This window comes from Vibrio fujianensis, from assembly GCF_002749895.1.
In the GTDB taxonomy this organism is placed as follows: domain Bacteria; phylum Pseudomonadota; class Gammaproteobacteria; order Enterobacterales; family Vibrionaceae; genus Vibrio; species Vibrio fujianensis.
Window position 1 is genome coordinate 157,058 of sequence record NZ_NBUS01000054.1, and the last position, 22,235, is coordinate 179,292.

Annotated in this window: 18 protein-coding genes; 8 read left to right on the plus strand and 10 right to left on the minus strand. The window is 43.9% G+C overall.

Translation table 11 applies throughout. The features are described from left to right. The 6 genes from B7C60_RS19425 to B7C60_RS13850 form a co-directional block, all read right to left on the minus strand. Positions 1 to 525, minus strand: a 525-nt coding sequence (locus tag B7C60_RS19425) for a penicillin acylase family protein (RefSeq protein WP_245869473.1), incomplete at its 3' end; no start/stop codon positions are given. 54 nt (positions 526 to 579) lie between these two features. Beyond that, positions 580 to 1,470, minus strand: coding sequence for an isochorismatase (locus B7C60_RS13830; RefSeq protein ID WP_099612166.1), 891 nt, complete (start codon positions 1,468 to 1,470; stop codon positions 580 to 582). Between the two features lie 260 nt (positions 1,471 to 1,730). Beyond that, entirely contained in the window at positions 1,731 to 2,282 is a 552-nt protein-coding gene (locus B7C60_RS13835) for a GNAT family N-acetyltransferase (protein ID WP_099612167.1), read from the minus strand. Positions 2,283 to 2,332: 50 nt separating this feature from the next. Then, positions 2,333 to 3,100: a peptidoglycan binding protein CsiV gene (locus B7C60_RS13840; protein WP_099612168.1), complete on the minus strand. Its 768-nt coding sequence runs from the start codon at positions 3,098 to 3,100 to the stop codon at positions 2,333 to 2,335. A 63-nt stretch (positions 3,101 to 3,163) separates the two neighbouring features. Then, positions 3,164 to 6,625 (minus strand): transcription-repair coupling factor, encoded by a 3,462-nt coding sequence (gene mfd, locus B7C60_RS13845; RefSeq protein ID WP_099612169.1) that lies wholly within the window; start codon positions 6,623 to 6,625, stop codon positions 3,164 to 3,166. 15 nt (positions 6,626 to 6,640) lie between these two features. Then, positions 6,641 to 7,210: a PilZ domain-containing protein gene (locus B7C60_RS13850; protein WP_099612170.1), complete on the minus strand. Its 570-nt coding sequence runs from the start codon at positions 7,208 to 7,210 to the stop codon at positions 6,641 to 6,643. Between the two features lie 173 nt (positions 7,211 to 7,383). On the opposite strand from B7C60_RS13850, the gene lolC reads away from it, so the two are divergent. Genes lolC through lolE form a run of 3 tightly spaced genes read left to right on the plus strand, consistent with a single transcriptional unit; the run spans position 7,384 to position 10,515 of the window. Then, positions 7,384 to 8,592 carry a lipoprotein-releasing ABC transporter permease subunit LolC gene (gene lolC / locus B7C60_RS13855; protein WP_161426893.1) on the plus strand — a complete coding sequence of 403 codons (1,209 nt, stop codon included), beginning with the start codon at positions 7,384 to 7,386 and terminating at the stop codon, positions 8,590 to 8,592. Further along, positions 8,585 to 9,271: a lipoprotein-releasing ABC transporter ATP-binding protein LolD gene (gene lolD, locus B7C60_RS13860; RefSeq protein ID WP_099612172.1), complete on the plus strand. Its 687-nt coding sequence runs from the start codon at positions 8,585 to 8,587 to the stop codon at positions 9,269 to 9,271. Before lolC ends, lolD begins: the two co-directional genes overlap by 8 nt. Further along, entirely contained in the window at positions 9,271 to 10,515 is a 1,245-nt protein-coding gene (gene lolE / locus B7C60_RS13865; protein ID WP_099612173.1) for a lipoprotein-releasing ABC transporter permease subunit LolE, read from the plus strand. The genes lolD and lolE overlap by 1 nt, the downstream gene beginning before the upstream one ends. 138 nt (positions 10,516 to 10,653) lie before the next feature. On the opposite strand, the gene B7C60_RS13870 is transcribed toward lolE, so the two are convergent. After that, positions 10,654 to 11,169 carry a DUF2062 domain-containing protein gene (locus tag B7C60_RS13870; RefSeq protein WP_099612174.1) on the minus strand — a complete coding sequence of 172 codons (516 nt, stop codon included), beginning with the start codon at positions 11,167 to 11,169 and terminating at the stop codon, positions 10,654 to 10,656. An 8-nt stretch (positions 11,170 to 11,177) separates the two neighbouring features. On the opposite strand from B7C60_RS13870, the gene B7C60_RS13875 reads away from it, so the two are divergent. From B7C60_RS13875 to kdsB, 5 genes are read left to right on the plus strand one after another with little or no spacing between them, the layout of a single operon-like run. Continuing rightward, positions 11,178 to 13,421, plus strand: a complete 2,244-nt coding sequence (locus B7C60_RS13875) for a DNA internalization-related competence protein ComEC/Rec2 (protein ID WP_099612175.1) — start codon at positions 11,178 to 11,180, stop codon at positions 13,419 to 13,421. A 32-nt stretch (positions 13,422 to 13,453) separates the two neighbouring features. Continuing rightward, entirely contained in the window at positions 13,454 to 15,202 is a 1,749-nt protein-coding gene (gene msbA / locus B7C60_RS13880; protein WP_099612176.1) for a lipid A ABC transporter ATP-binding protein/permease MsbA, read from the plus strand. A gap of 3 nt (positions 15,203 to 15,205) precedes the next feature. Next, positions 15,206 to 16,213 (plus strand): tetraacyldisaccharide 4'-kinase, encoded by a 1,008-nt coding sequence (gene lpxK, locus B7C60_RS13885; protein ID WP_099612177.1) that lies wholly within the window; start codon positions 15,206 to 15,208, stop codon positions 16,211 to 16,213. Next, the gene (locus B7C60_RS13890; RefSeq protein WP_099612178.1) at positions 16,194 to 16,373 is read left to right on the plus strand and encodes a Trm112 family protein; all 180 of its coding nucleotides are present in this window, start codon (positions 16,194 to 16,196) and stop codon (positions 16,371 to 16,373) included. The genes lpxK and B7C60_RS13890 overlap by 20 nt, the downstream gene beginning before the upstream one ends. Next, positions 16,373 to 17,125, plus strand: coding sequence for a 3-deoxy-manno-octulosonate cytidylyltransferase (gene kdsB / locus B7C60_RS13895; protein ID WP_099612179.1), 753 nt, complete (start codon positions 16,373 to 16,375; stop codon positions 17,123 to 17,125). Before B7C60_RS13890 ends, kdsB begins: the two co-directional genes overlap by 1 nt. A 129-nt stretch (positions 17,126 to 17,254) precedes the next feature. Here kdsB and B7C60_RS13900 read toward each other — a convergent pair whose 3' ends face one another. The 3 genes from B7C60_RS13900 to B7C60_RS13910 form a co-directional block, all read right to left on the minus strand. Next, the gene (locus B7C60_RS13900) at positions 17,255 to 18,793 is read right to left on the minus strand and encodes a SpoVR family protein (RefSeq protein ID WP_099612180.1); all 1,539 of its coding nucleotides are present in this window, start codon (positions 18,791 to 18,793) and stop codon (positions 17,255 to 17,257) included. Positions 18,794 to 18,804: 11 nt separating this feature from the next. Further along, positions 18,805 to 20,076 carry a YeaH/YhbH family protein gene (locus B7C60_RS13905; protein WP_099612181.1) on the minus strand — a complete coding sequence of 424 codons (1,272 nt, stop codon included), beginning with the start codon at positions 20,074 to 20,076 and terminating at the stop codon, positions 18,805 to 18,807. A gap of 116 nt (positions 20,077 to 20,192) precedes the next feature. Further along, positions 20,193 to 22,127: a PrkA family serine protein kinase gene (locus B7C60_RS13910; RefSeq protein ID WP_099612182.1), complete on the minus strand. Its 1,935-nt coding sequence runs from the start codon at positions 22,125 to 22,127 to the stop codon at positions 20,193 to 20,195. Between the last annotated feature and the right edge of the window lie 108 nt (positions 22,128 to 22,235).

A 22,235-nucleotide genomic window follows, 5' to 3' on the forward strand; every position in this document is an offset into this window, starting at 1 on the left:
GTGGGGTGGGGTTTCGCGCCATTGAGTAGCAGAAGAAACGAGATATGGGCCGATTTCGACCAGCTCTTTCATAATGCCAAAACGCATTGCAGCACGAACCACATCCTCTTCTTCAAAATGCACAAGCACCTCGTCAGGGCTTATTGTTGCACGTTCTTCTTCTGTCATCTGGCTGACATAGTGGTTAAGACCAGCGACATACCCACGGATATATGCTCGGGTATTTTTGCTCAATTTATTCAGCTCATTCGCTACCCACGGTTTAGGCAGCCTTAGGCGGAACATTAAATCAGAGTTCAGATTGGTCGTTTTCAAAAATCCAATGGTGGAGAATTGTTCGGCTCCGTAGTGCTTAGAACGCTCACCACGTAGGGTAATAGCCTGCCCTGAGACTTCACATAAACGGTCTCGGGCATGGACATAACCGTATCCAAAGCCAAGACTTTCATAATCATTAGCGGTGATGTGGGGAACTTCATTCTCTGTCCAACGGATAGTGACCTGTTTGCATAGTGAGTTGTGCATGTCGTTTTAAACCTATGATTGGGTAGCAACGCTCTGTCGTTGAGGGATGTAGGGTTATGCCGAGGTGGATTCTATGGATTGCTGAGGCGTTTGATCATGAATAAGCTCCCACCATTCCTTGAGCGTGACCTTTTCGATTAATTGAGCAAAGGTGAGATGAACGCCAAATGGACGCCATTTTTCTAACAGTACCATGGCCCTAATGGAATCGAGCCCGAGGAAAAGGAGATTCTCATTTACATCAACTTCATCCAGTTCAAGACATAAGGTATTGGCGACATCTAGGCACATCTGATCCAGTGTGAGGGCGGTTTTTTTCTCTGCCAGGCGTTGCTCAACCTCTGCCAGCGTTTGTATATTAGCCGCTCGCCCAGCAAGATAGTTTAGGGTATGAATATGATCGGCTTGGCTGAAATCAGCGATAGCATCGCCAATCACAAAAGGTTTTATATCGAGCATGAACGCATCCAGTGCTGTCGATAAAATTCCGATATGGCCATAGACACCACAGATGATCAGTTGATCTTTATTGTTTTCTTGCATGAACTGAAGTAAAGGCGTTTTTTTAAAGGCACTATAGCGCCATTTGACGTATTCAATGTCATCGTTTTCTGGTGCTAGTTCGCCAATAATTGCCGTTTCTTGCTGAAGTCCAGGGCCCCAGAAGTCGGTCAGGAGTGCGCGCTCATTCGGATCTTGATTTGCGGGCTGGGCGGTATAAATGACCGGAATTGCTAAACGTTTAGCAAGGGTTTTTAAGCGTTGAATGCGATGGATGACATCAGTCATAGGAGGGTGGTGGATGTCAAAGAAGTTTACGAAATATTCTTGCATATCATGAATGAGAAGAACGGCTTTTTCTGGATCGATTTGCCACTGAGTTTTATTGAGCGGGTAGTGTTCTGTATCTGGAAGTGTATAACTGGTAATGCGAGGAATAGCCATGAATCCAAATCCTTTGATCATTATATAAGCAGAGGCCGTGAGTCTGTGATGTTGTTGCATCAAAACGTTGAGAAACGGTTTTGATTTCAGGCACAGCAATATGACCTACCAAACTGACGGTGTTATCATTTCATGTAACGATAATACAAATGAAAACCATTATCAATTATCATTTGGTGATGGTCGTCAAATGTTGGTGTTTCGATTGGAATCATGACTAGGATCAACAGACCCTAGGGAAAAGGCTTATCTCTTGTTATTTATTTTTCAATATCTTGCGGTATAAGCGAGAAAATTACCCCAGCTTTAGGTTCACCATTAAACAAAAATCGATTTCTCGCTAACTGTTCTTGTTTGGCACCACAAGCGACAGCTAAGTGTTGGCTCGGTAAATTTTCAGGATCGCAGACGATTTCTAAGCGAGTTAACTGTAATTGGCTAAAACACCACTCAGTGATGGCATTTAGGGCTTCTAGTGCCATCCCTTGACGTTGAAAAGCATCGCCGATCCAATAACCTAGGCTTGCCATATTAAAGGTGGGATAGAATTCATTTATCGCGATCATCCCGACCAACTGTTGGGTCGATTTTTGAATAATCGCAAACCCATAAGCCCGGGCTTTTACCCAATTGAGCCGGGTCGCCAAAATAAAACGCTCGGCTTCTTCTTGAGTAAAGGTTGGATGGCACCAATCGATCCATTGATGCAGTGAAGGGGAAGTGCAAATTAACCTTGACAAGGCGGGTGCATCATCAAGTGTCATAAGGCGTAGATATAAGTGTTGAGTATTAATAAGAAATTCGCAGTGCATGGTTGGCCCAATCGGTGAGAGTAGAACGCCCCAGTAAGGGGCGTAAAAAACTATTGAACTCGGCGAACCTGAATAATGATGCCTAGCAGTGGGTGATCCAAATAGTGCGTTTCACTACTGCGCATGCGACGTTTTTGGTCTAAACGATAAGATTTAAGGAAGGATTCGGTTTCCATGGTCGGTGAAATGGCCGTGAGATGACCGACTTGAATGGTAGCAGCTGAGTCCTGTTCATTTTCAAGCGCAAGACGTTGATCATGCAACATGATTTCGCGTACGCTCGGTTTTTTTAGATCCAGTACTGCTTCGGCGTATAAAAAGTGCTGCACGTAAATCTGCAGTGTGCCATCTAGCTCATAAAGTGGTTGGCGAATCGTTTGTTCAACGACCCCATCGATGGGAGCTTCATCTTGCTCGATTGGTACTCGTTCACTACCATCTGGATTAAATTGTTGTGAGTAATCTTTCCCTGCTTGAATATGAAAAATAGGTGCACGCGTTCGACCTTGATCACCTTGTCGCCATGCGGTATGCAGCATGACTTGGAAACCGGCATGATTTCTTAAACGCTGGACTTGCTCATTAAGTTTGTAATCGGAGTAAGGGAGCATGATTACCCCTTTACTATTACGGTATTGGACATCATTAAAGCTTCCTGCTTGAGTAACCTTAATCTCAGGAAGCGTATTAGGCCACGACTCGTTAATCTGTTCTGGATTAACGGTACGTTGAAAGATGATCACTTCAATATCAAATTGCCGCTGTGCCAAACTAGGCATAGATACGAGCAAAAGTAGTAGTGGGATCAGTTGTTTCATTATGACTCCGTCATTGTGTGCCAGTTAGCACGTATTCTATTTTATCCGCAGCGCTGGCAACGGTTAGGCCGCAGGTAATAAATTCTGCTGGAATTCATTGAGCATGTCTGTAATAAATTGAATTCTTTCTCTTCTATCGACCAAAGTTCGAGTAAATTTAAACTTGGTTGGGCCATCCATTGCAAATAATTTTGGCTGAGCTTGCAATAGTTTAACCAAAAACATCGGGTTAATGTCAGCATTTGGATAGAACTCGATATAACCGCCTTTATCGTGCGCCTCAATTTTACGAATTTTTAACCTTGCTGCGGTCAGTTTAAGCTCTGCAATATTTAACAGATTTAAGGCAGCATCTGGTAATTTGCCAAATCGGTCAATCAACTCAACTTTTAATTCAGCGAGTTCATCTTGATGGAAGACGCTGGCTATTTGCTTATACATCGACAAGCGAGTATTAATATCGGGAATATAGTCATCCGGTAGCAGTGCTGGAATACGGAGTTCAATTTCTGTTTGCTCACGTAATAACTCATCCAATGACGGCTCTTTACCCGATTTTAGTGCTTCAACCGCTTGTTCTAACATTTCCATGTACAAAGTGAATCCAATCGATTGAATTTGCCCACTTTGCTCGTCACCTAATAACTCACCTGCACCACGAATCTCTAAGTCATGTGTGGCTAAAGTAAAGCCTGCACCGAGATCTTCCAACGAAGCAATCGCCTCTAATCGTTTGAGTGCGTCTTTAGTCATCGCTTTCGGATGTGGGGTGAGTAAATAGGCATAGGCTTGGTGATGAGAGCGACCTACTCGCCCCCGCAGTTGATGTAACTGAGCCAGCCCTAATGAATCAGCACGGTTAATGATAATGGTATTCGCGGTTGGAACGTCAATCCCCGTTTCAATAATGGTGGTGCAGACCAATAAATTATATTTTTGGTGGTAAAAATCATTCATGATGCGTTCTAGCTCACGTTCTCGCATCTGACCATGTGCCACCGTAATTCGCGCTTCAGGAATGAGTTTTTCTAAATCGGCCGCCACTTTATCGATTGTTTCCACTTGATTATGTAAGAAGTAGACTTGACCACCGCGCATGATTTCCCGTAGTACGGATTCTCGAATGATACTCTCTTCACTTTGTCGCACAAAGGTCTTAATGGCTAAGCGACGGGCAGGAGGGGTAGCAATAATGGAGAGATCTCGCATACCACTCATCGCCATATTCAGTGTGCGAGGAATCGGGGTCGCGGTCAGTGTGAGAATATCGACATCGGCCCGCATGGCTTTGACTTTTTCTTTTTGGCGCACGCCAAAACGATGCTCTTCATCGACAATCAACAAACCTAAATCGGCAAACTTTAATTCGCTGGAAAGCAATTTATGGGTGCCGACGACAATATCAACTTTACCATCCGCCACATCCTGCATGATCGCTTTTTGCTCTTTGGCTGACTTAAAACGCGAGAGCACTTCTACCCGTACAGGAAGGTTGGCAAAACGATCGCGAAAATTTTCAAAATGCTGCTGCGCTAATAGTGTGGTGGGGACTAACACCGCAACTTGTTTACTATTGTCGGTACAGACGAAAGCGGCTCGCATTGCTACCTCCGTTTTACCAAACCCGACATCACCACACACCAAACGATCCATTGCTTTGGGTTGGCACATGTCTGAAAGCACGGCATTGATGGCCATTCTTTGGTCATCTGTTTCTTCAAATGGGAAGGTGGCTTTAAAAGTCGCGTATTGCTCTCGGTCAAGATGAAATTGATAGCCAGGTTTTAATTCCCGTTTAGCATACACATCCAATAATTCGGCGGCGACATCACGAACTTTTTCTGCGGCTTTTTTCCGAGCTTTAACCCAAGCTTCTCCACCCAGTTTATGCAAGGGGGCCGATTCCTCAGCCCCCCCAGAGTAACGGCTGATCAAATTCAAAGAAGACACGGGGACATAAAGCTTGGCTTCGTTTTGGTATTCGAGTGTGACGTATTCGGTGGTGATACCACCCGCTTCCAATGTTTGTAAACCAAGGTAACGACCAATTCCATGATCAAGGTGAACCACTGGCTGTCCGGGCTTAAGTTCTGCCAAGTTACGGATAACGGCATCACTATTGACATGTTTGCGATCTTTTTTGCGCCGCTGTACCACTCTTGCCCCGAATAAATCGCTTTCACAAATAAAGGCAACATCTTGGTCACGAAAGATAACGCCTTTTTCTGCTAAACCTTGTACGAGGGAAAACTTCTCTTGACTGTGCCAAGCTTGAGCAAAAGACGGATAAGCTTGTGGGCGAAGTTTTATCCGCTGTAACAGTTCTAATAGCGCTTCTCTACGTCCTTCCGATTCCACCGAAAAAATAATTTTTCCGTTAAATTGTTCACTAAATTGGCGCAGGGCACTTAATGGTTCTTTTTGTTGATGCTGTACGGCCAGATCGGGCAATGGCGAAATGTTGAGATTGCTGCGGCCAGATTTTTCATCAATCGACTCGCTAGAGAGGTGTAATTGAGGTAAGCGTTTGAGTTGAGTAAATAGCTCCTCTTTTTTTAACCATAATTCTTCAGGAGGCAGCAGGGGACGCAGAGGGTCAATATTACGCTGATCATAACGATAAGCCACGTCTGTTAAGAATTGAACAATGGAAGCCTCGAGATGCCCCAAGGTAATCAGTTGGCTATTTTCTGGCAAATAATCAAATAGGGTTTCTGTGTGTTCGAAAAAAAGGGGTTGCCAGTATTCAATACCTGCAGGCCAAGTGCCTTTAGAGACTTGCATATAAATAGACTCAGGCTCTCGACGCGCTTCAAACCGTTGTCGCCAGCGAGAGCGGAAAGCTTCTATTGCATTCTCTGTGGTTGGGAATTCATGGGCTGGTAGTAGCCTAATTTGCGAAATTTCTTCGATTGAGCGTTGATTTTCAGGATCGAAAGTTCGAATGGTATCAATTTCATCATCAAAGAAATCGATTCGATAGGGGACTTGGCTACCCATTGGGAACAGGTCGAGAATCGAACCTCGGCTGGCATATTCTCCGGGGCCAAATACTTGATCAACATGGCGATAACCTGAATTTTCTAATTGGAGACGTAACTTTTCTAACGAATAGTGATCGCCTTTTGTCACCATGAGTGTGTGCTGGAGTAAAAAATCACGAGGGCTTTGGCGTTGTAATAGTGTGCTGATCGGCACAATCGTGATGCCACTACCTAATGAAGGTAACTGATACAGCCGAGCAATGCGATCGGAAATAATCTCTTGATGTGGTGAAAAGTTGTCGTAAGGGAGCGTTTCCCAATCAGGAAAAAGCGCAACAGGAACTTGGCTAAACTGCTCGATTTCTTGCACCAACCTTAAGGCGGTTTGTGGATCGGGCACCGCAAGTAAGGTGTGACTTGTATGGCGCTGTGCCACTTGGGCAATGGTGAGCGCTAAACTAGCGCCTGGTAAGTTACCTAGATATTTTTTGTCGCCCGGACCGCGAAGTTCTGGGAGGTCAAATAGAGTATTTGTCATCATGGGTCGTGTGGTTCGTTATGATTTATTTCGATCTAAAGAGCGCTGGCGTAGTAATTTTTGCTGGCAATAAAGTGCGGCTTTAATCAGTAAGTCTTGGTCATTATCACGCAATAAGGTGTATTTGACGGTAATGATGGCCGGGCTTTGCTCATCGTCACAACCAATGACTTGCCCATAACAGTATATTGCTGCCGCGGGATGCTCTATGAACAGTTTGAGCCGAAGCTGAGCGCCTAAGGCTAAGCGAGTGTTTGAGCGGTAAGTCAATTGGCTCGCGCCAAATGTGGTCGTGGTTGTACGTAGCGTAGGATCATCTTGCTGAGACAGCATAAAACTCAGCAGTAAATTCAATTTACTATTTTGAGTTTCCAATAACTGAATCACGTGTTTAAAGTCACTGTGTTTTAACTCTAAGCGAGCGGCGTCATTTAATTGATCTAATTGACTAAATTCACTGGCAACCACAAATGGAGTGGGAATCTCTGCTTCAAAATCCATTTGAGAAGGTAAAGTAAATTCAGCGGGTAGAGGCTCGACATTAATATTGAGTGCGTGGTGTACAGTAAAAAATTCTTGGTCAGTCATAGTTGGTTCCTTCTCACCTGTGTTGATTATCGTCATTAACGGCTAGGAATCAAGCTATGTCCTTGTTATGTGTGTCAATCAAACGATGACTTGCACAGATTTAGCAAAGAAAAACTACAACCTTAGCGGGAATATCGTTACAGTAACGGCACTCTATTTATTTGGTTTTTATTATGTTTCACCCTATTTCGATTTTTATTGGGTTACGCTATTTACGTGGCCGCTCAGGTGACCGGTTTAGCCGTTTTGTCTCTTATATGTCTACCGCCGGGATCATGATTGGTGTGATGGCATTAGTGACTGTTCTTTCTGTGATGAATGGTTTTGAAGCGCAATTAAAAAATCGTGTCCTTGGAGTATTACCACAAGCGGTAATTAGTCAAGCACAAGAGAAAACGCCTTGGCAGCAACAAGCGCCAGAGTTTGTGCGCCAATTATCACCACAAAAAGAGCCAGAGCCAATCGTCCGCAGTGAAGCAATCATACAAAGTGCATCACAGCTTTCTGCTGGGTTAATGGTGGGTATCGAACCTAACGTTGATGATCCTATCCGGAATTATTTGATTGCTGGGCGAGTCAACGATTTACAGTCTGGAGCTTATCAGATTTTTTTAGGGCATACCTTAGCGCGTAATTTAAATGTGTCGGTCGGGGATACGGTGCGACTCATGGTGACACAGGCGAGTCAATTTACCCCATTAGGGCGAATACCGAGCCAGCGTAACTTTACCGTTGCTGGGATGTTTAATACCGGCTCTGATCTTGATGGGCTACTGATGGTGACACATCTCCGAGATGCGGGACGATTACTTCGTTTTGATGATCAAACGATTTCTGGTTGGCGCATTTTTTTGCAGGATCCGTTCGATGTGACCGAGTTATCTCAAACGACATTACCTACCGGTTGGTACTGGCGTGATTGGCGAGAGCAGCGAGGCGAATTATTTCAAGCCGTGAGGATGGAAAAGAATATTATGGGGCTGATGCTTGGACTGATTGTCGGCGTGGCAGCCTTTAATATTATTTCAGCCTTGATCATGGTGGTGATGGAAAAACAAGCGGAAGTGGCTATTTTAAAAACCCAAGGTATGAGCGCCCGCCAAATATTGATGATTTTTATAGTTCAAGGAGCGAGCAGTGGTGTGATTGGAGCTGTGGTTGGTGGTGCGTTAGGGATTATTGTTGCCATGAATTTGAATGCTCTGTTGGCATTGGCTGGCGTGGCTCTTTTTTCTGTTGGTGGTTCTCTGCCTGTTGTGATCAATCCATTGCAAATCATCGCTGTGGTTTTATTGGCGATTGTATTGAGTTTTATGGCTACACTGTTTCCTTCTTACCGCGCATCTGCGGTTAAACCCGCTGAGGCTTTACGTTATGAATAACCTTTTACGCTGTCACCAAATTTGTAAAACTTACCAAGAAGGTGAATTAGAAACCCAAGTACTTAAAGGCGTTAGTTTTGACATGCAACGTGGAGAGCTGGTGTCGATCATTGGTTCTTCAGGATCAGGTAAGAGTACTTTACTGCATATTTTAGGTGCATTAGATGAAGCCAATAGTGGCAATATCGAGTTTCTTGGCCATCATCTCAACGCATTGAGTTCAAATAAACAAGCCAAAATCCGTAACCAACATTTGGGATTTGTTTATCAATTTCATCATTTATTAGCCGATTTTACTGCACTAGAAAATGTGGCCATGCCTTTATTGATTGGGGGACAATCGGTAACAAAAGCAAAGCAAGCTGCTCAGCAGTTACTCACTCGCGTTGGGCTTGCGCATCGGTTACAGCATCGTCCTTCTGAATTATCTGGAGGCGAACGTCAACGTGTGGCCATAGCGCGCGCGTTAGTCAATCGACCAGATTTAGTCCTAGCTGATGAACCGACAGGGAATTTAGATCATCAAACTGCATTAGCTATTTACGATTTGATGCGTGAGTTGAACCGTGAATTTGCGACGGCTTTTCTCGTGGTAACCCATGATGGCCAGTTAGCGGCCAAGATGGATAGACAACTGCATATGCAAGATGGTCTTTTACTCACGGTCTCGGAGGCATAATGTTTGTCAGTTTGTCTTTATTGATTGGGGCACGTTTTAGTCGAGCAAAACAACGTAATAAGCTGGTGTCCTTTATCTCTTTAGCTTCAACGCTTGGGATAGCGGTGGGGGTCGCGGTTATTATTATTGGCTTATCTGCGATGAATGGCTTTGAAAGAGAGTTGCAACAGCGTGTTTTATCCGTGATTCCCCATGGTGAATTAGAAGGCGTTCGAGGCCCGATTGAAGATTGGCCGAGGATCGTGCAGCAAGCGACCTCTCATCCGAGAGTCAAAGCTGCCGCGCCATACGTTAAGTTTACTGCGTTGGCGGAAAAAGGTATCCAATTGAAAGCGATCGAAGTTCGCGGTGTTGATCCCGATAGAGAGCGCGCTGTTTCCCAACTGGCTCAGTTTGTGACACCGGAAGTTTGGGAGAGGTTTATTTCAGGTGAGCAGCAAGTCATTCTCGGACAAGGTGTGGCAAAACAATTAGCCGTGAATATCGGAGATTGGATCACGTTAATGATCCCAACGCAACAACATGATAGGCGGGTCCAAGCGCCCAAGAGAATCCGGGTGAAAATTGTTGGTTTATTGAATCTTAATGGACAAATTGACCATAACCTCGCACTGTTACCTTTGCAAGATGCCCAACTATACAGTCAGTTAGGTAATAAGGTGACCGGCGTTGCTCTTAATGTGACAGAGGTTTTGAATGCCAACCAAATAGTACGTGAAGTGGGTAATACTCTACATGAATATGTTTATTTACGCAGTTGGCAGCAAAAATATGGTTTTTTGTATCGAGATATTCAATTAGTTAGAACGATTATGTATTTGGTGATGGTCTTAGTGATTGGCGTCGCTAGCTTTAATATTGTATCGACCTTAATGATGGCGGTGAAAGATCGAGCCGCTGATATTGCGATTTTACGCACTATGGGAGCCAGCGATGGTTTAGTGAAACGTATTTTTGTTTGGCAAGGTGTTTTTTCTGGTGTGCTCGGCAGCTTAGTGGGCAGTGCTGTGGGAACGGTGATCGCATCGAATTTAACTTTTTTAATGAAAGGGCTTGAGTCGCTCGTTGGTCATTCGTTTTTATCTGGAGACATCTATTTTGTTGATTTTCTACCTTCACAACTGATGATGAGTGATGTGTTTTTGGTGTCAGGCACGGCGATTATGCTTAGTTTATTGGCAACTTGGTATCCTGCTGCTCGAGCCAGTCGTCTGCACCCGGCATCAGTGCTTCGCAGTAAATAGTCTTAGTACTCCCCCTAGCCAGTGCAAAGGGGGTTTTTCTCATGATGAGTCCACAACTAATTGCAAACGAAGTTGCGATTGGTCCGCAATTTTCTACCTCAAGTGTGTTTTCTTGTTATTGAATCATCAGTGAATCGATTACAGTTTTTTTATGTGACGTTTTTGCCAACTGCGGACGACCGAATATCGCCATAACCAGCGAATGCCAAAATATCCCAAAAGAGCGGCAATGGTGCCACAGATTATACTGCCTAATAGGAATGGGGGGCCAATAGCGTGCATCTGATGGTGAAGAAATTCCCAGCTCAGTTCGAAATGAAAATCTTGCGGCGGAGCTTTCATCACCCAAGCCCCGACTTTATAAGAAAAATAAAAGATAAAAGGCATGGTAATAGGATTAGTAATCCAGACTAAAGCTACCGATAACGGTAGGTTAACCCCACATAAAATGGCGATACCTGCTGACATGATCATTTGGCTAGGTAGCGGAATGAAAGCCATAAATAAGCCAACAGCAAAAGCACCAGCGGCAGAGCGTCGATTTAAACACCATAAATTGGGGTTATATAGGAGCGAGCCAAAAATTTTTAATGCCTTTTGACGCTTAATTACCGAGTGATCTGGCATAAAACGCTTAATAAATTTTCTTGGCATAGGGGATCATGACTCTCTTATCGAATTACTGGACACTGGCTTCATTCTCATTAACGGTGATCTCTGCCCCATATTGGCCTTGGATGCCTAACTGGTTTATAGCATTAGGTCTACTTATTGCTTTGAGTCTGAGTTTACTGGTTAACCGGTGCAGAGGATGCATCGGGATTGCTCTGGCTTTATTGGTAATAATAACACAGGGTAATTTAGTGAGAGCGCAGTCCAATATTATCTTACAATTTGATAGTGATATTACCATAAAAGGAGAAGTAAACAGCTTTTTTAACGCAACTTCGCACGGTTTTTCTGGTTCAGCTGTGGTTCGATCAATAAATCATCGTGCTTTACCATTTTTTTTGACCCCTAAAATACGCTTATCTGCGCCCATCGAATTACAACCGGGGGATCAATTTGAATTTCTGGTACAAGTAAAGCCAATTTATGGACGACTAAATGAAGTTGGATTTGATCTTGAGTCGTATTATCTCAGTCAACGTTGGGTCGCGCGTGCTAATGTCAAAGCTAATTCAACCTACCAAGTGATCTCGAATAACCATTTACGTTCAAAACTCTACTCAACGGTGAAGCAATTAACGGAGTTTAGTGCTGTACAAGGCATTATTCTTGCGCTGACTTTTGGCGAGCGCAGTTTGATTACTGAACAACAGTGGTTAGGGCTACGTAATAGTGGGTTGATTCATCTTACTGCGATATCAGGGCTACATATTGGTATGGCGTTTGGAGTGGGTTATGGCCTTGGCCTACTACTGAGCAGAATAGTCAAGCGTGGATTGTGGCTACCTTTTTTATTGGGTGGCGTTGTTGCGCTAGGGTACGCTTGGCTTGCTGGGTTTACATTACCGACGCAGCGCGCTTTAATTATGTGCTGGCTAACGATTTTATTGCTGATGTTGCACATCAAAGTGACCGCAACACAGCGAATCCTCCTTACTTTAGCCGCGGTTTTATTATGGGATCCATTTACGGCTCTCACGGCCAGTTTTTGGTTATCTTTTCTCGCTGTTAGTCTGGTGATTTATCAAATATCAACTCTTAATCCACAGTTAATTTGGTGGAAAAAAGCACTTTGGGGACAATGCCGACTGGCGATACTGATGATTCCAATGAGCGCCTACTTTTTTGCTGGGGTTAGTCTTTCTTCCGTTCTTTATAACATATTGTTTATTCCTTGGTTTAGTGTGGTGGTCATCCCAGTGCTGTTTCTAGCCTTACTTGGCTATAGCATGTTCCAGAGTGAGGTCTCTTGGTGGTGGCAGTGGGTGGATTGGGCATTATGGCCGCTTCATTCTTCATTGAACTTCTCAGAACAGAGTTGGCTTGATCTTAGCTTATCAATTCAGTATTTCTTGTTACTGCTATTGATCCTATGGTTTTTCAGGCCAATATTGACATTAAGAGCTTGGGTGGCGATCGGTTGTATTATGGGGGCGATGTGGATCTGCCTTCCGGATAAAAAAAGTTGGCGGGTTGATGTGTTAGATGTCGGCCATGGCTTAGCGGTATTGATCGAACGAAATAATGCCTTTGTTTTGTATGATACAGGAAGCAGTTGGCAAGGGGGAAGTTATGCTCAATCACTGGTGGCTCCTTTGCTTTTACATCGTGGTGCGACAGCACTTGATGGCGTGATTATTAGCCACTTAGATAATGATCATGCGGGAGGGCTGAATGATATTCAGCGGTTGCTGTCGCCGAGTTGGATTCGTGCTAGTCAAAAAAGAGAGGGGTTTCGCGCTTGTATTCAAGGTGAATCTTGGCAATGGCAAGGGTTAACGTTTACTGCGCTTTGGCCTCCTCGATTAGTGCAACGTGCTGAAAATCCTCACTCATGTGTGGTACGGGTTGAAGAGCCAGAGTATGGCCACTCTCTATTGTTAACCGGAGATGTGACAGCGATAGGCGAATGGTTACTAAGTCGAGAGCCAGCCATATTAGCCAGTGATGTGATGCTAGTGCCTCACCATGGTAGCCAAACTTCTTCAACGCTTAACTTTATTCAGCGGGTGAGTCCACAACTGGCATTGGCGTCTCTGGCGAAAGGCCACCGCTGGCAGTTACCCCATCCTGAGGTGTTGGCCCGGTATCAAGCCCTTGGCATTGACTGGCAAGATACCGGTGAGTCTGGGCAACTTTCGTTATTATATCATCAAGGCCATCGCCAATTGCTGGCCTTACGTAAAAGAGGAATCATCCCTTGGTATAGGCAGATGCTACGTAACGAGGTAGAATAAGAACAATATTGTCATATTTATTAAGCATCTCTATGTCTCTCAATTCTGATGAAACAACCTGGCAAACCTTCAAGCGCCTTTGGACCTACATCCGTCTTTACAAAGCGGGGTTAGTTTTAGCGGTTATCGCGCTGGTGATGAACGCGCTGTCTGATACTTACATGATCTCTTTGCTCAAACCATTATTGGATGAAGGGTTTGGCAGCAGCGATTCCAGTTTCTTACAAATATTGCCTTTTATTATTTTAGGTTTGATGTTTATTCGCGGTTGTAGCAGCTTTGTTTCTGCTTACTGTTTGAGTTGGGTCTCGGGGAATGTTGTGATGCAGATGCGTCGGCGCATTTTTCATCAATTCATGCATATGCCAGTGAGTTTCTTTGACCGAGAATCTACCGGTGGCTTGCTCTCTCGAATTACATACGATTCAGAACAAGTTGCCGGAGCAACTAGCCGGGCACTGGTAAGTATTGTTCGCGAAGGGGCCAGTATTATTGGCCTATTAACCTTAATGTTTTGGAACAGTTGGCAATTATCGCTGGTGCTGATTGTCGTAGCGCCTATTGTTGCATTAGGTATCCGTGTTGTTTCGAAGCGGTTTCGCAAAATATCGAAAAATATGCAAACGACCATGGGGCATGTCACTTCTTCTGCGGAGCAGATGCTAAAAGGCCATAAAGTCGTCTTGAGCTATGGAGGACAAGAGGTCGAGCGCAAACGTTTTGATAATGTTAGCAATCGGATGCGTCAGCAAACCATGAAGCTGGTATCAGCGCAAGCCGTTGCTGACCCTGTTATTCAGATGATTGCCTCATTAGCCTTGGTGACTGTACTTTTCTTAGCCAGTGTCGACTCCATTCGCGCCGATTTAACTCCAGGAACCTTTACGGTGGTTTTTTCTGCAATGTTTGGCTTAATGCGTCCGTTAAAAGCATTAACCAATGTCACGTCGGATTTTCAGCGTGGTATGGCGGCAACGCAAACCTTGTTTGCGTTAATGGATCTGGAAACAGAACGTGATCACGGTAAATTTGAAACCGATAAAGTTCGTGGTGATATTGTCGTGAAAGATGTGACTTTTACCTACCAAGGTAAGGAGAAACCAGCGTTATCTCATATCAGTTTTGCTATTCCACAAGGTAAAACTGTTGCTTTAGTTGGGCGCTCAGGCTCAGGGAAGTCAACCATTGCTAACTTATTTACCCGTTTCTATGATGTCGATTCAGGCTCTATTTGTCTTGATGAGCATGATATTCGTGATTATACCTTAGCGAATTTACGTCAACATTTTGCTCTTGTTTCACAAAACGTTCACCTCTTTAATGACACGATTGCGAATAATATTGCTTATGCAGCAGAGGGGCAGTACACCAGAGAGCAAATAGAAGAGGCAGCACGACTCGCGCATGCGATGGACTTTATTCAACATATGCCGGATGGATTAGATACCATGATCGGTGAAAACGGTGCCAGCCTCTCCGGTGGTCAACGACAACGAGTGGCGATCGCTCGAGCTTTACTCAGAGATGCGCCAGTTCTCATCTTAGATGAAGCAACATCGGCCTTGGATACTGAGTCTGAACGAGCGATTCAAGCGGCATTAGATGAGCTACAGAAAAATAAAACAGTCTTAGTGATTGCTCACCGTCTTTCAACGATAGAAAAAGCGGATGAAATTTTAGTGGTCGATGATGGTGAAATCATTGAACGCGGAAAACATGCGGAATTGATTGCTAAAAATGGCGCGTATGCCCAGCTTCATCGTATCCAGTTCGGTGATTAATCCGTGATTGAAAAACTTTGGTTTGAGCGTCATCTAAGCTACTTTCTTTTGTGGCCACTGTTGTGGCCGCTGAGTTTAGTGTTCAAGCTCATCAGTTCAGCGCGGCGGCGTGCTTTTCAACAAGGAAAAAAAGCAAGTTATAAGGCACCTGTTCCCGTTTTTGTGGTCGGAAACATTACCGCTGGTGGCAATGGTAAAACACCTTTCGTCATTTGGTTGGTGGAAACATTACAGCGACAGGGTTATCGAGCGGGAGTTGTTTCTCGGGGTTATGGTGGAAAAGCACCGGTCTATCCATTATTAGTGACGGAGTCGACTCCTACGTCACATTGTGGTGATGAGCCGAAGCTGATTTATCAGCGCACTCACGCTCCTGTTGCTGTGGATCCGGTACGAGTAAATGCCGTTAAAGCGCTTTTAGCGCTCGGGGTTGAGGTAATTGTAACCGATGATGGTTTACAACACTATGCACTAGAGAGAGAGATCGAGTTTGCTGTTGTTGATGGGGTACGGCGCTTTGGAAATCAGCAATTGATACCGCTTGGCCCTCTCCGAGAGCCAGTTTCACGTTTGCAAGAGGTAGATTTTATTATTACCAATGGTGGGCAAGCCAAAACTGGGGAGATCGGAATGACTTTATCGCCCAGCTTGGCGGTCAATCTTGTGACTGGGGAGCGAGTAGACGTGAGTCAACTGACCGATTTAGTCGCGTGGGCGGGGATTGGTCATCCTGAACGTTTTTTTAAAACGCTACAAACATTAGGTGCCAAACCTATCGTGACACATGGATTTGCTGATCATCAGGCTTTTGATGAGTCGCAACTGAAAGTGTTAGCGAAGAAAGGCGACAACGTAATAATGACGGAAAAAGATGCCGTTAAATGTACTGAGTTTGCAGAGGCTAACTGGTGGTATTTACCGGTTTCTGCCCAGATAGTTTCTGAACATGAACAGTGCATTTTGAAAACAATTAAAGAGGTTATGGAACTGTATGGATCATCGTCTGCTTGAAATCGTAGCTTGTCCGGTTTGTAAAGGGAAACTAACTTACGATAAAGAGAATCAAGAGTTAATTTGTAAATTTGATCGTCTTGCTTATCCTATCAAAGAAGGGATTCCGGTGTTACTGGAACCCGAAGCGCGCACAATGAAGATGGAAGAGGGGCGCTAATGTCATTTACAGTGGTGATCCCAGCGCGATATCAATCCACCCGCTTACCGGGTAAGCCGTTGGCTGATATTGGTGGTAAGCCAATGATTCAATGGGTTTATGAACAAGCGCAGCAAGCAGGGGCCGAGCGAGTCATTGTTGCTACCGATGATCATCGAGTTGAGCAAGCGGTGCAAAACTTCGGTGGAACGGTTTGTATGACATCGGCTGAACACCAGTCTGGTACCGAACGTCTCGCTGAAGTGGTGGCCTTAATGGGGATTGATCATGATCATATCATTGTCAATGTGCAAGGGGATGAACCTTTGATCCCCCCTTGTATTATTCGCCAAGTGGCGGATAACTTATCAGCAAGCCAAGCCCCGATGGCAACGCTCGCTGTTGAGATTGATAGCCAAGATGAAATCTTTAACCCCAATGCGGTTAAGGTCGTCACGGATCAAGACGGATACGCACTTTATTTTAGTCGAGCCGCGATCCCTTGGGATCGGGATAATTTCGCTTTACCAGATAAACGGGTTATTCAACCTTTGATGCGGCACATTGGTATTTATGCGTATCGGGCCGGGTTTATTAATACTTATATCCGTTGGCAGCCGAGTATGTTAGAAAAGATTGAAAGCTTGGAACAACTCAGAGTGCTTTGGTATGGTGAAAAAATCCACGTCGCAGTGGCTTTTGAGGCACCACCAGCTGGGGTTGATACAGCAGAAGATCTCGCAGCAGTTCGCCGAATTATTGCTGTGAGCTAAAATTGAACGCTAAGGTATCCCTACCTTACTGAAATTGCATAACGCTATTCCCGTTCACGACGCTTTGGTGTGATTGGGAACAGCGTTATTTTGTTACCTCGGTCATCATATCGGCTGATGAGCCGCACATTAGTGTTTACTTTCGTGGTCATTTTTCTTCGGGCAAGTTGCTAATAATTCATATCGACCACTTTCTTTCAACTCCTCGAGCTTAACATCAAATCCCCATAGGCGGTGCATATGTTTGAGTACTTCATGATAGCTTGGATCCAAAGGAATCCGCTCATGAGGAATGTATAACAAGGTGATAGAACGATCTCCTCGTACATCGACATTATAAACTTGAATGTTGGGTTCTAAATGACTCAAGTTGTATTGTGCGGCGAGTTTTTCACGAATTTTTTTGTAACCTAATTCATCATGAATCGCACTAATTTCAATAAAATTTTTATGGTCATCATCACAAATAGCAAACAGCTTAAAATCGCGGATTAACTTCGGTGATAGATACTGGCTAATAAAGCTTTCGTCTTTATAGTTACGCATTGCAAAGTGAACGGCGTCTAACCAATCACTTCCCGCTAGTTCAGGAAACCAGTATTTATCTTCTTCGGTTGGTTCTTCACAAATGCGTTTGATATCTCGAAACATCGCAAACCCTAAAGCGTAAGGGTTAATGCCACTATAATAAGGGCTATTGTAAGCTGGTTGTGCCACAACGCTGGTATGGCTATGTAAAAATTCAAGAATAAATTTATCAGAGACGATACCTTCATCATAGAGATGGTTGAGAATGGTGTAATGCCAGAATGTCGCCCAGCCTTCATTCATGACTTGAGTTTGTTTCTGTGGGTAAAAGTATTGGCTGATTTTGCGGACAATCCGTACAATTTCTCGCTGCCAAGGCTCAAGTAGTGGCGCATGTTTTTCAATAAAGTAAAGAATATTTTCTTGAGGCTCACTTGGGAAGCGGGCCTGAGATTCGGTTTCCTTGACTTTTTGCGGTACCGTACGCCAGAGTGCGTTCACCTGAGATTGCAAGTACGCCTCACGCTCTTCTTGGCGTGCTTTTTCTTCCGCAATGGATATTTTTTCTGGGCGTTTATACCGATCAACGCCATAGTTCATGAGCGCATGACAAGAATCGAGCAGTTGTTCAACTTCATGAATACCATATTTTTCTTCACATTCGGCTAGATAGTTTTTAGCAAATAAAAGGTAGTCAATGATCGAATTGGCATCTGTCCATGTTTGAAATAGGTAGTTACCTTTAAAGAAAGAGTTATGTCCGTAGCAAGCATGAGCCATGACTAATGCTTGCATCGTAACCGTATTTTCTTCCATCAAGTAGGCAATACAAGGATCGGAGTTAATCACAATCTCATACGCTAGCCCCATCTGGCCATGTTTGTAGTTTTGTTCCGTTTGGATAAACTTTTTACCAAATGACCAATGATTATAATTGATCGGCATTCCAATACTAGAATAGGCATCCATCATCTGTTCCGAGGTGATGACTTCTATCTGATTAGGATAGGTATCTAGCCGATAATATTGGGCAACTCGTTTGATTTCTTGATGATACTGTTCAAGTAGTTCAAAGGTCCAATCAGGCCCATCGGGTAAGCGCTTTTTATTGGCGCTGATTGTGGATTTTTTATGATTCATATCGGTTTCCCCTATGCCGTTTCCTGATGGAATAGCTCCCTAAACACAGGGAATATATCTTCAACATTGCGAATGTTTTTCATCGCAAAGTGGTCATGGGTATCGATCAGCTTTTCGTACTCATACCATAAAGTTTGGTGAGAGCGTCGGGTTATCTCTATGTAAGCAAAGTACTGACATTCGGGAAGTAATTGATTGGCGAGTAGTTCTTTACAACGAGGTGAATCATCTGCCCAGTTATCGCCATCTGAGGCTTGTGCGGCGTAAATATTCCATTCTCCTTGTGGATAACGCTCTTTAACAATGTCATGCATCAATTTTAGCGCGCTGGAAACAATGGTTCCTCCCGTCTCTTGTGAATAGAAAAATTCATGTTCATCCACCTCTTTGGCTTGGGTATGATGGCGGATAAAAACAACCTCGACATTTTCATAAGTCCGAGTAAGAAATAGATAAAGCAGCACATAAAAACGTTTGGCGATGTCTTTGGTCGCTTGATCCATTGAACCAGAAACATCCATTAAGCAAAACATTACAGCTTGGCTAGAAGGAACTGGGCGTTTTTCATAGTTTTTAAAACGTAAATCAAAGGTATCAATAAAGGGTACACTGTCAATTTTACGTCTTAATTCGGCTATCTCTTCTTTAAGCTGTTTTTCGACTAATAATTGCGCTGGCTCCGCGAGCTGGATCTTTTCCAGTTCGTCTTCTAACTCTTGCATTAAGCGGCGTTTTCCGGCGGTCATGGCCGTTCGACGAGCTAAAGATTGTTGTAACGAACGGACAATAGCAATATTGGCCGGAACGCCTGCGGTTTGAAAGCCTGAGCGATGTGTTTTCCACTCTTTAATTTTATTGAGCTGCGTTTTTTCAAGGTTAGGGAGCGCTAAGTCTTCAAATAGAATATCCAAATATTCATCTTTTGAAATTTGGAACACGAAATCATCTTCGCCTTCACCATCTTTACTTGCATCTCCTTCACCAGAACCGTCACCTTGGCCACCACCTTTAGGTCGTTCTATTTTATCGCCACGAATAAACTGATCATTGCCCGGATGCACTCGTTCTTTTAAACCGCCTTTCCCTTGATGGAAAATCGGCTCTTTAATATCGCGTTGTGGAATCGAAATATCTTCGCCAGACTCAGTATTGGTGATCGATCGTTGATTGACAGCATCCGCGACGGACTCTTTAATTTGATCCTTATAACGGCGTAAAAAACGCTGCCGATTGACGGCACTTTTATTTTTACCGTTCAACCTTCTGTCAATAAATTGCGCCATGAAATTCTCCCTGTAAACGTCAAACCTATAAGCTTGCATTGCTTATACGCTTTGCGGGGTGGCTCATCGGTCAGTGACTTGATAGGACAACACGGATTGATGAGCCACTTGCACAATTAAGAGGATTTGCGAACCCGTAAATACCACTCGGAGAGTAGTCTAACTTGCTTCTCGGTATAGCCTTTTTCCATCATCCGAGCGACAAAGTTGTCGTGTTTCTTCTGATCTTCAGAAGAAGTTTTTGCATTAAATGAGATAACGGGTAGCAGCTCCTCTGTATTGGAGAACATTTTTTTCTCGATTACGGTGCGTAGTTTTTCATAACTTGTCCAAACAGGATTTTGGCCATTATTGTTAGCTCGTGCACGCAAGACAAAGTTAACAATTTCATTACGGAAATCTTTAGGATTACTGATTCCTGCGGTTTTTTCGATTTTCTCCAATTCATCATTGAGTGCTGAGCGATCAAACAGTTGACCGGTTTCTGGGTCGCGATACTCTTGATCTTGAATCCAGAAGTCGGCATAAGTGACGTAACGATCAAAAATATTCTGTCCATATTCAGAATAAGATTCTAGGTAGGCGGTTTGAATCTCTTTACCAATAAATTCGACATAGCGAGGTACCAGATACCCCTTGATAAATTCAAGGTAACGATCGGCCGTTTCTTGTGGAAATTGTTCTCGTTCAACTTGCTGCTCAATCACGTAGAATAAATGAACGGGATTTGCGGCGACCTCTGCTTGATCGAAGTTAAATACGCGCGATAAAATTTTAAATGCAAAACGTGTTGAAAGGCCTGACATGCCTTCATCAACTCCAGCGTAGTCTCGGTATTCTTGGTAACTTTTGGCTTTCGGATCAGTATCTTTTAGCGTTTCACCATCGTAGACACGCATTTTTGAGAAGATCGATGAATTTTCTGGCACTTTTAGCCGCGATAGCACACTAAATTGTGCAAGTAACTCTAACGTACTTGGTGCACGAGGTGCTTGGCATAGTTCACTGTGTTCAAGTAGTTTTTCATAAATTTTAATTTCTTCTGAAACTCGTAAACAATAAGGCACTTTAACGATATAAACTCGATCCAAGAAAGCTTCATTATTTTTATTATTACGAAAGGTTTGCCACTCTGACTCATTGGAGTGAGCGAGGATCATGCCATCAAAGGGCAGGGCTGATAAGCCCTCTGTACCGTTGTAGTTTCCTTCTTGAGTTGCGGTGAGCAGTGGGTGTAACACTTTGATGGGCGCTTTAAACATTTCGACGAATTCCATCAACCCTTGGTTTGCCCGACATAAAGCACCAGAATAGCTATAAGCATCTGGATCATCTTGGGAATAGTGCTCCAGTTTACGAATGTCGACTTTTCCTACCAGAGAGGAAATGTCTTGATTATTTTCATCACCAGGTTCGGTTTTTGCGATCGCGATTTGGTCTAGAATAGAAGGACGCACCTTCACCACTTTAAATTGGGTAATATCGCCTCCAAATTCATGTAATCGCTTGGCGGCCCACGGAGACATAATCGAGCGTAAATAACGTTTTTCTATGCCATATTCACGTTTAAGAAGATCGCCGTCTTCAGTCACATCAAACAGGCAAAATGGGTGATCATTGACTGGGCTACGTTGGCCATTAGCAGAAAGAACATAAATAGGCATTTGTTGCATCAAGGCTTTGAGCTTTTCAGCTAACGACGATTTTCCCCCACCAACAGGGCCAAGTAGATATAGAATCTGTTTACGTTCTTCTAGCCCTTGAGCGGCGTGTTTTAGATAAGAAACTATCTGTTCAATCGCTTCTTCCATGCCATAAAACTCGGCAAAGGGCTGATAGCGAGATATTACTCGATTAGAAAAAAGCCGACTCAACCGAGGATCCTTAGAGGTGTCGATGAGTTCAGGTTTGCCGATCGCCAGTAGTAGACGCTCAGCGGCATTTGCATAAGCACTTTTGTCATCTTTGCATAGATCTAAAAAGGCTTGTATGGACAGTTCTTCATCCTTGGCTGCTTCATAGCGGGCCTGAAAGTGGTCAAAAATACTCATTGTGCATCCCCTCTTTAAATGTCTTATCGGACATATAACCGCTGAAAAACATAACTCCCTAACATGTTAAGCCTAGATCGAGTTTAGCGATTTTGCTTAAAGATTATG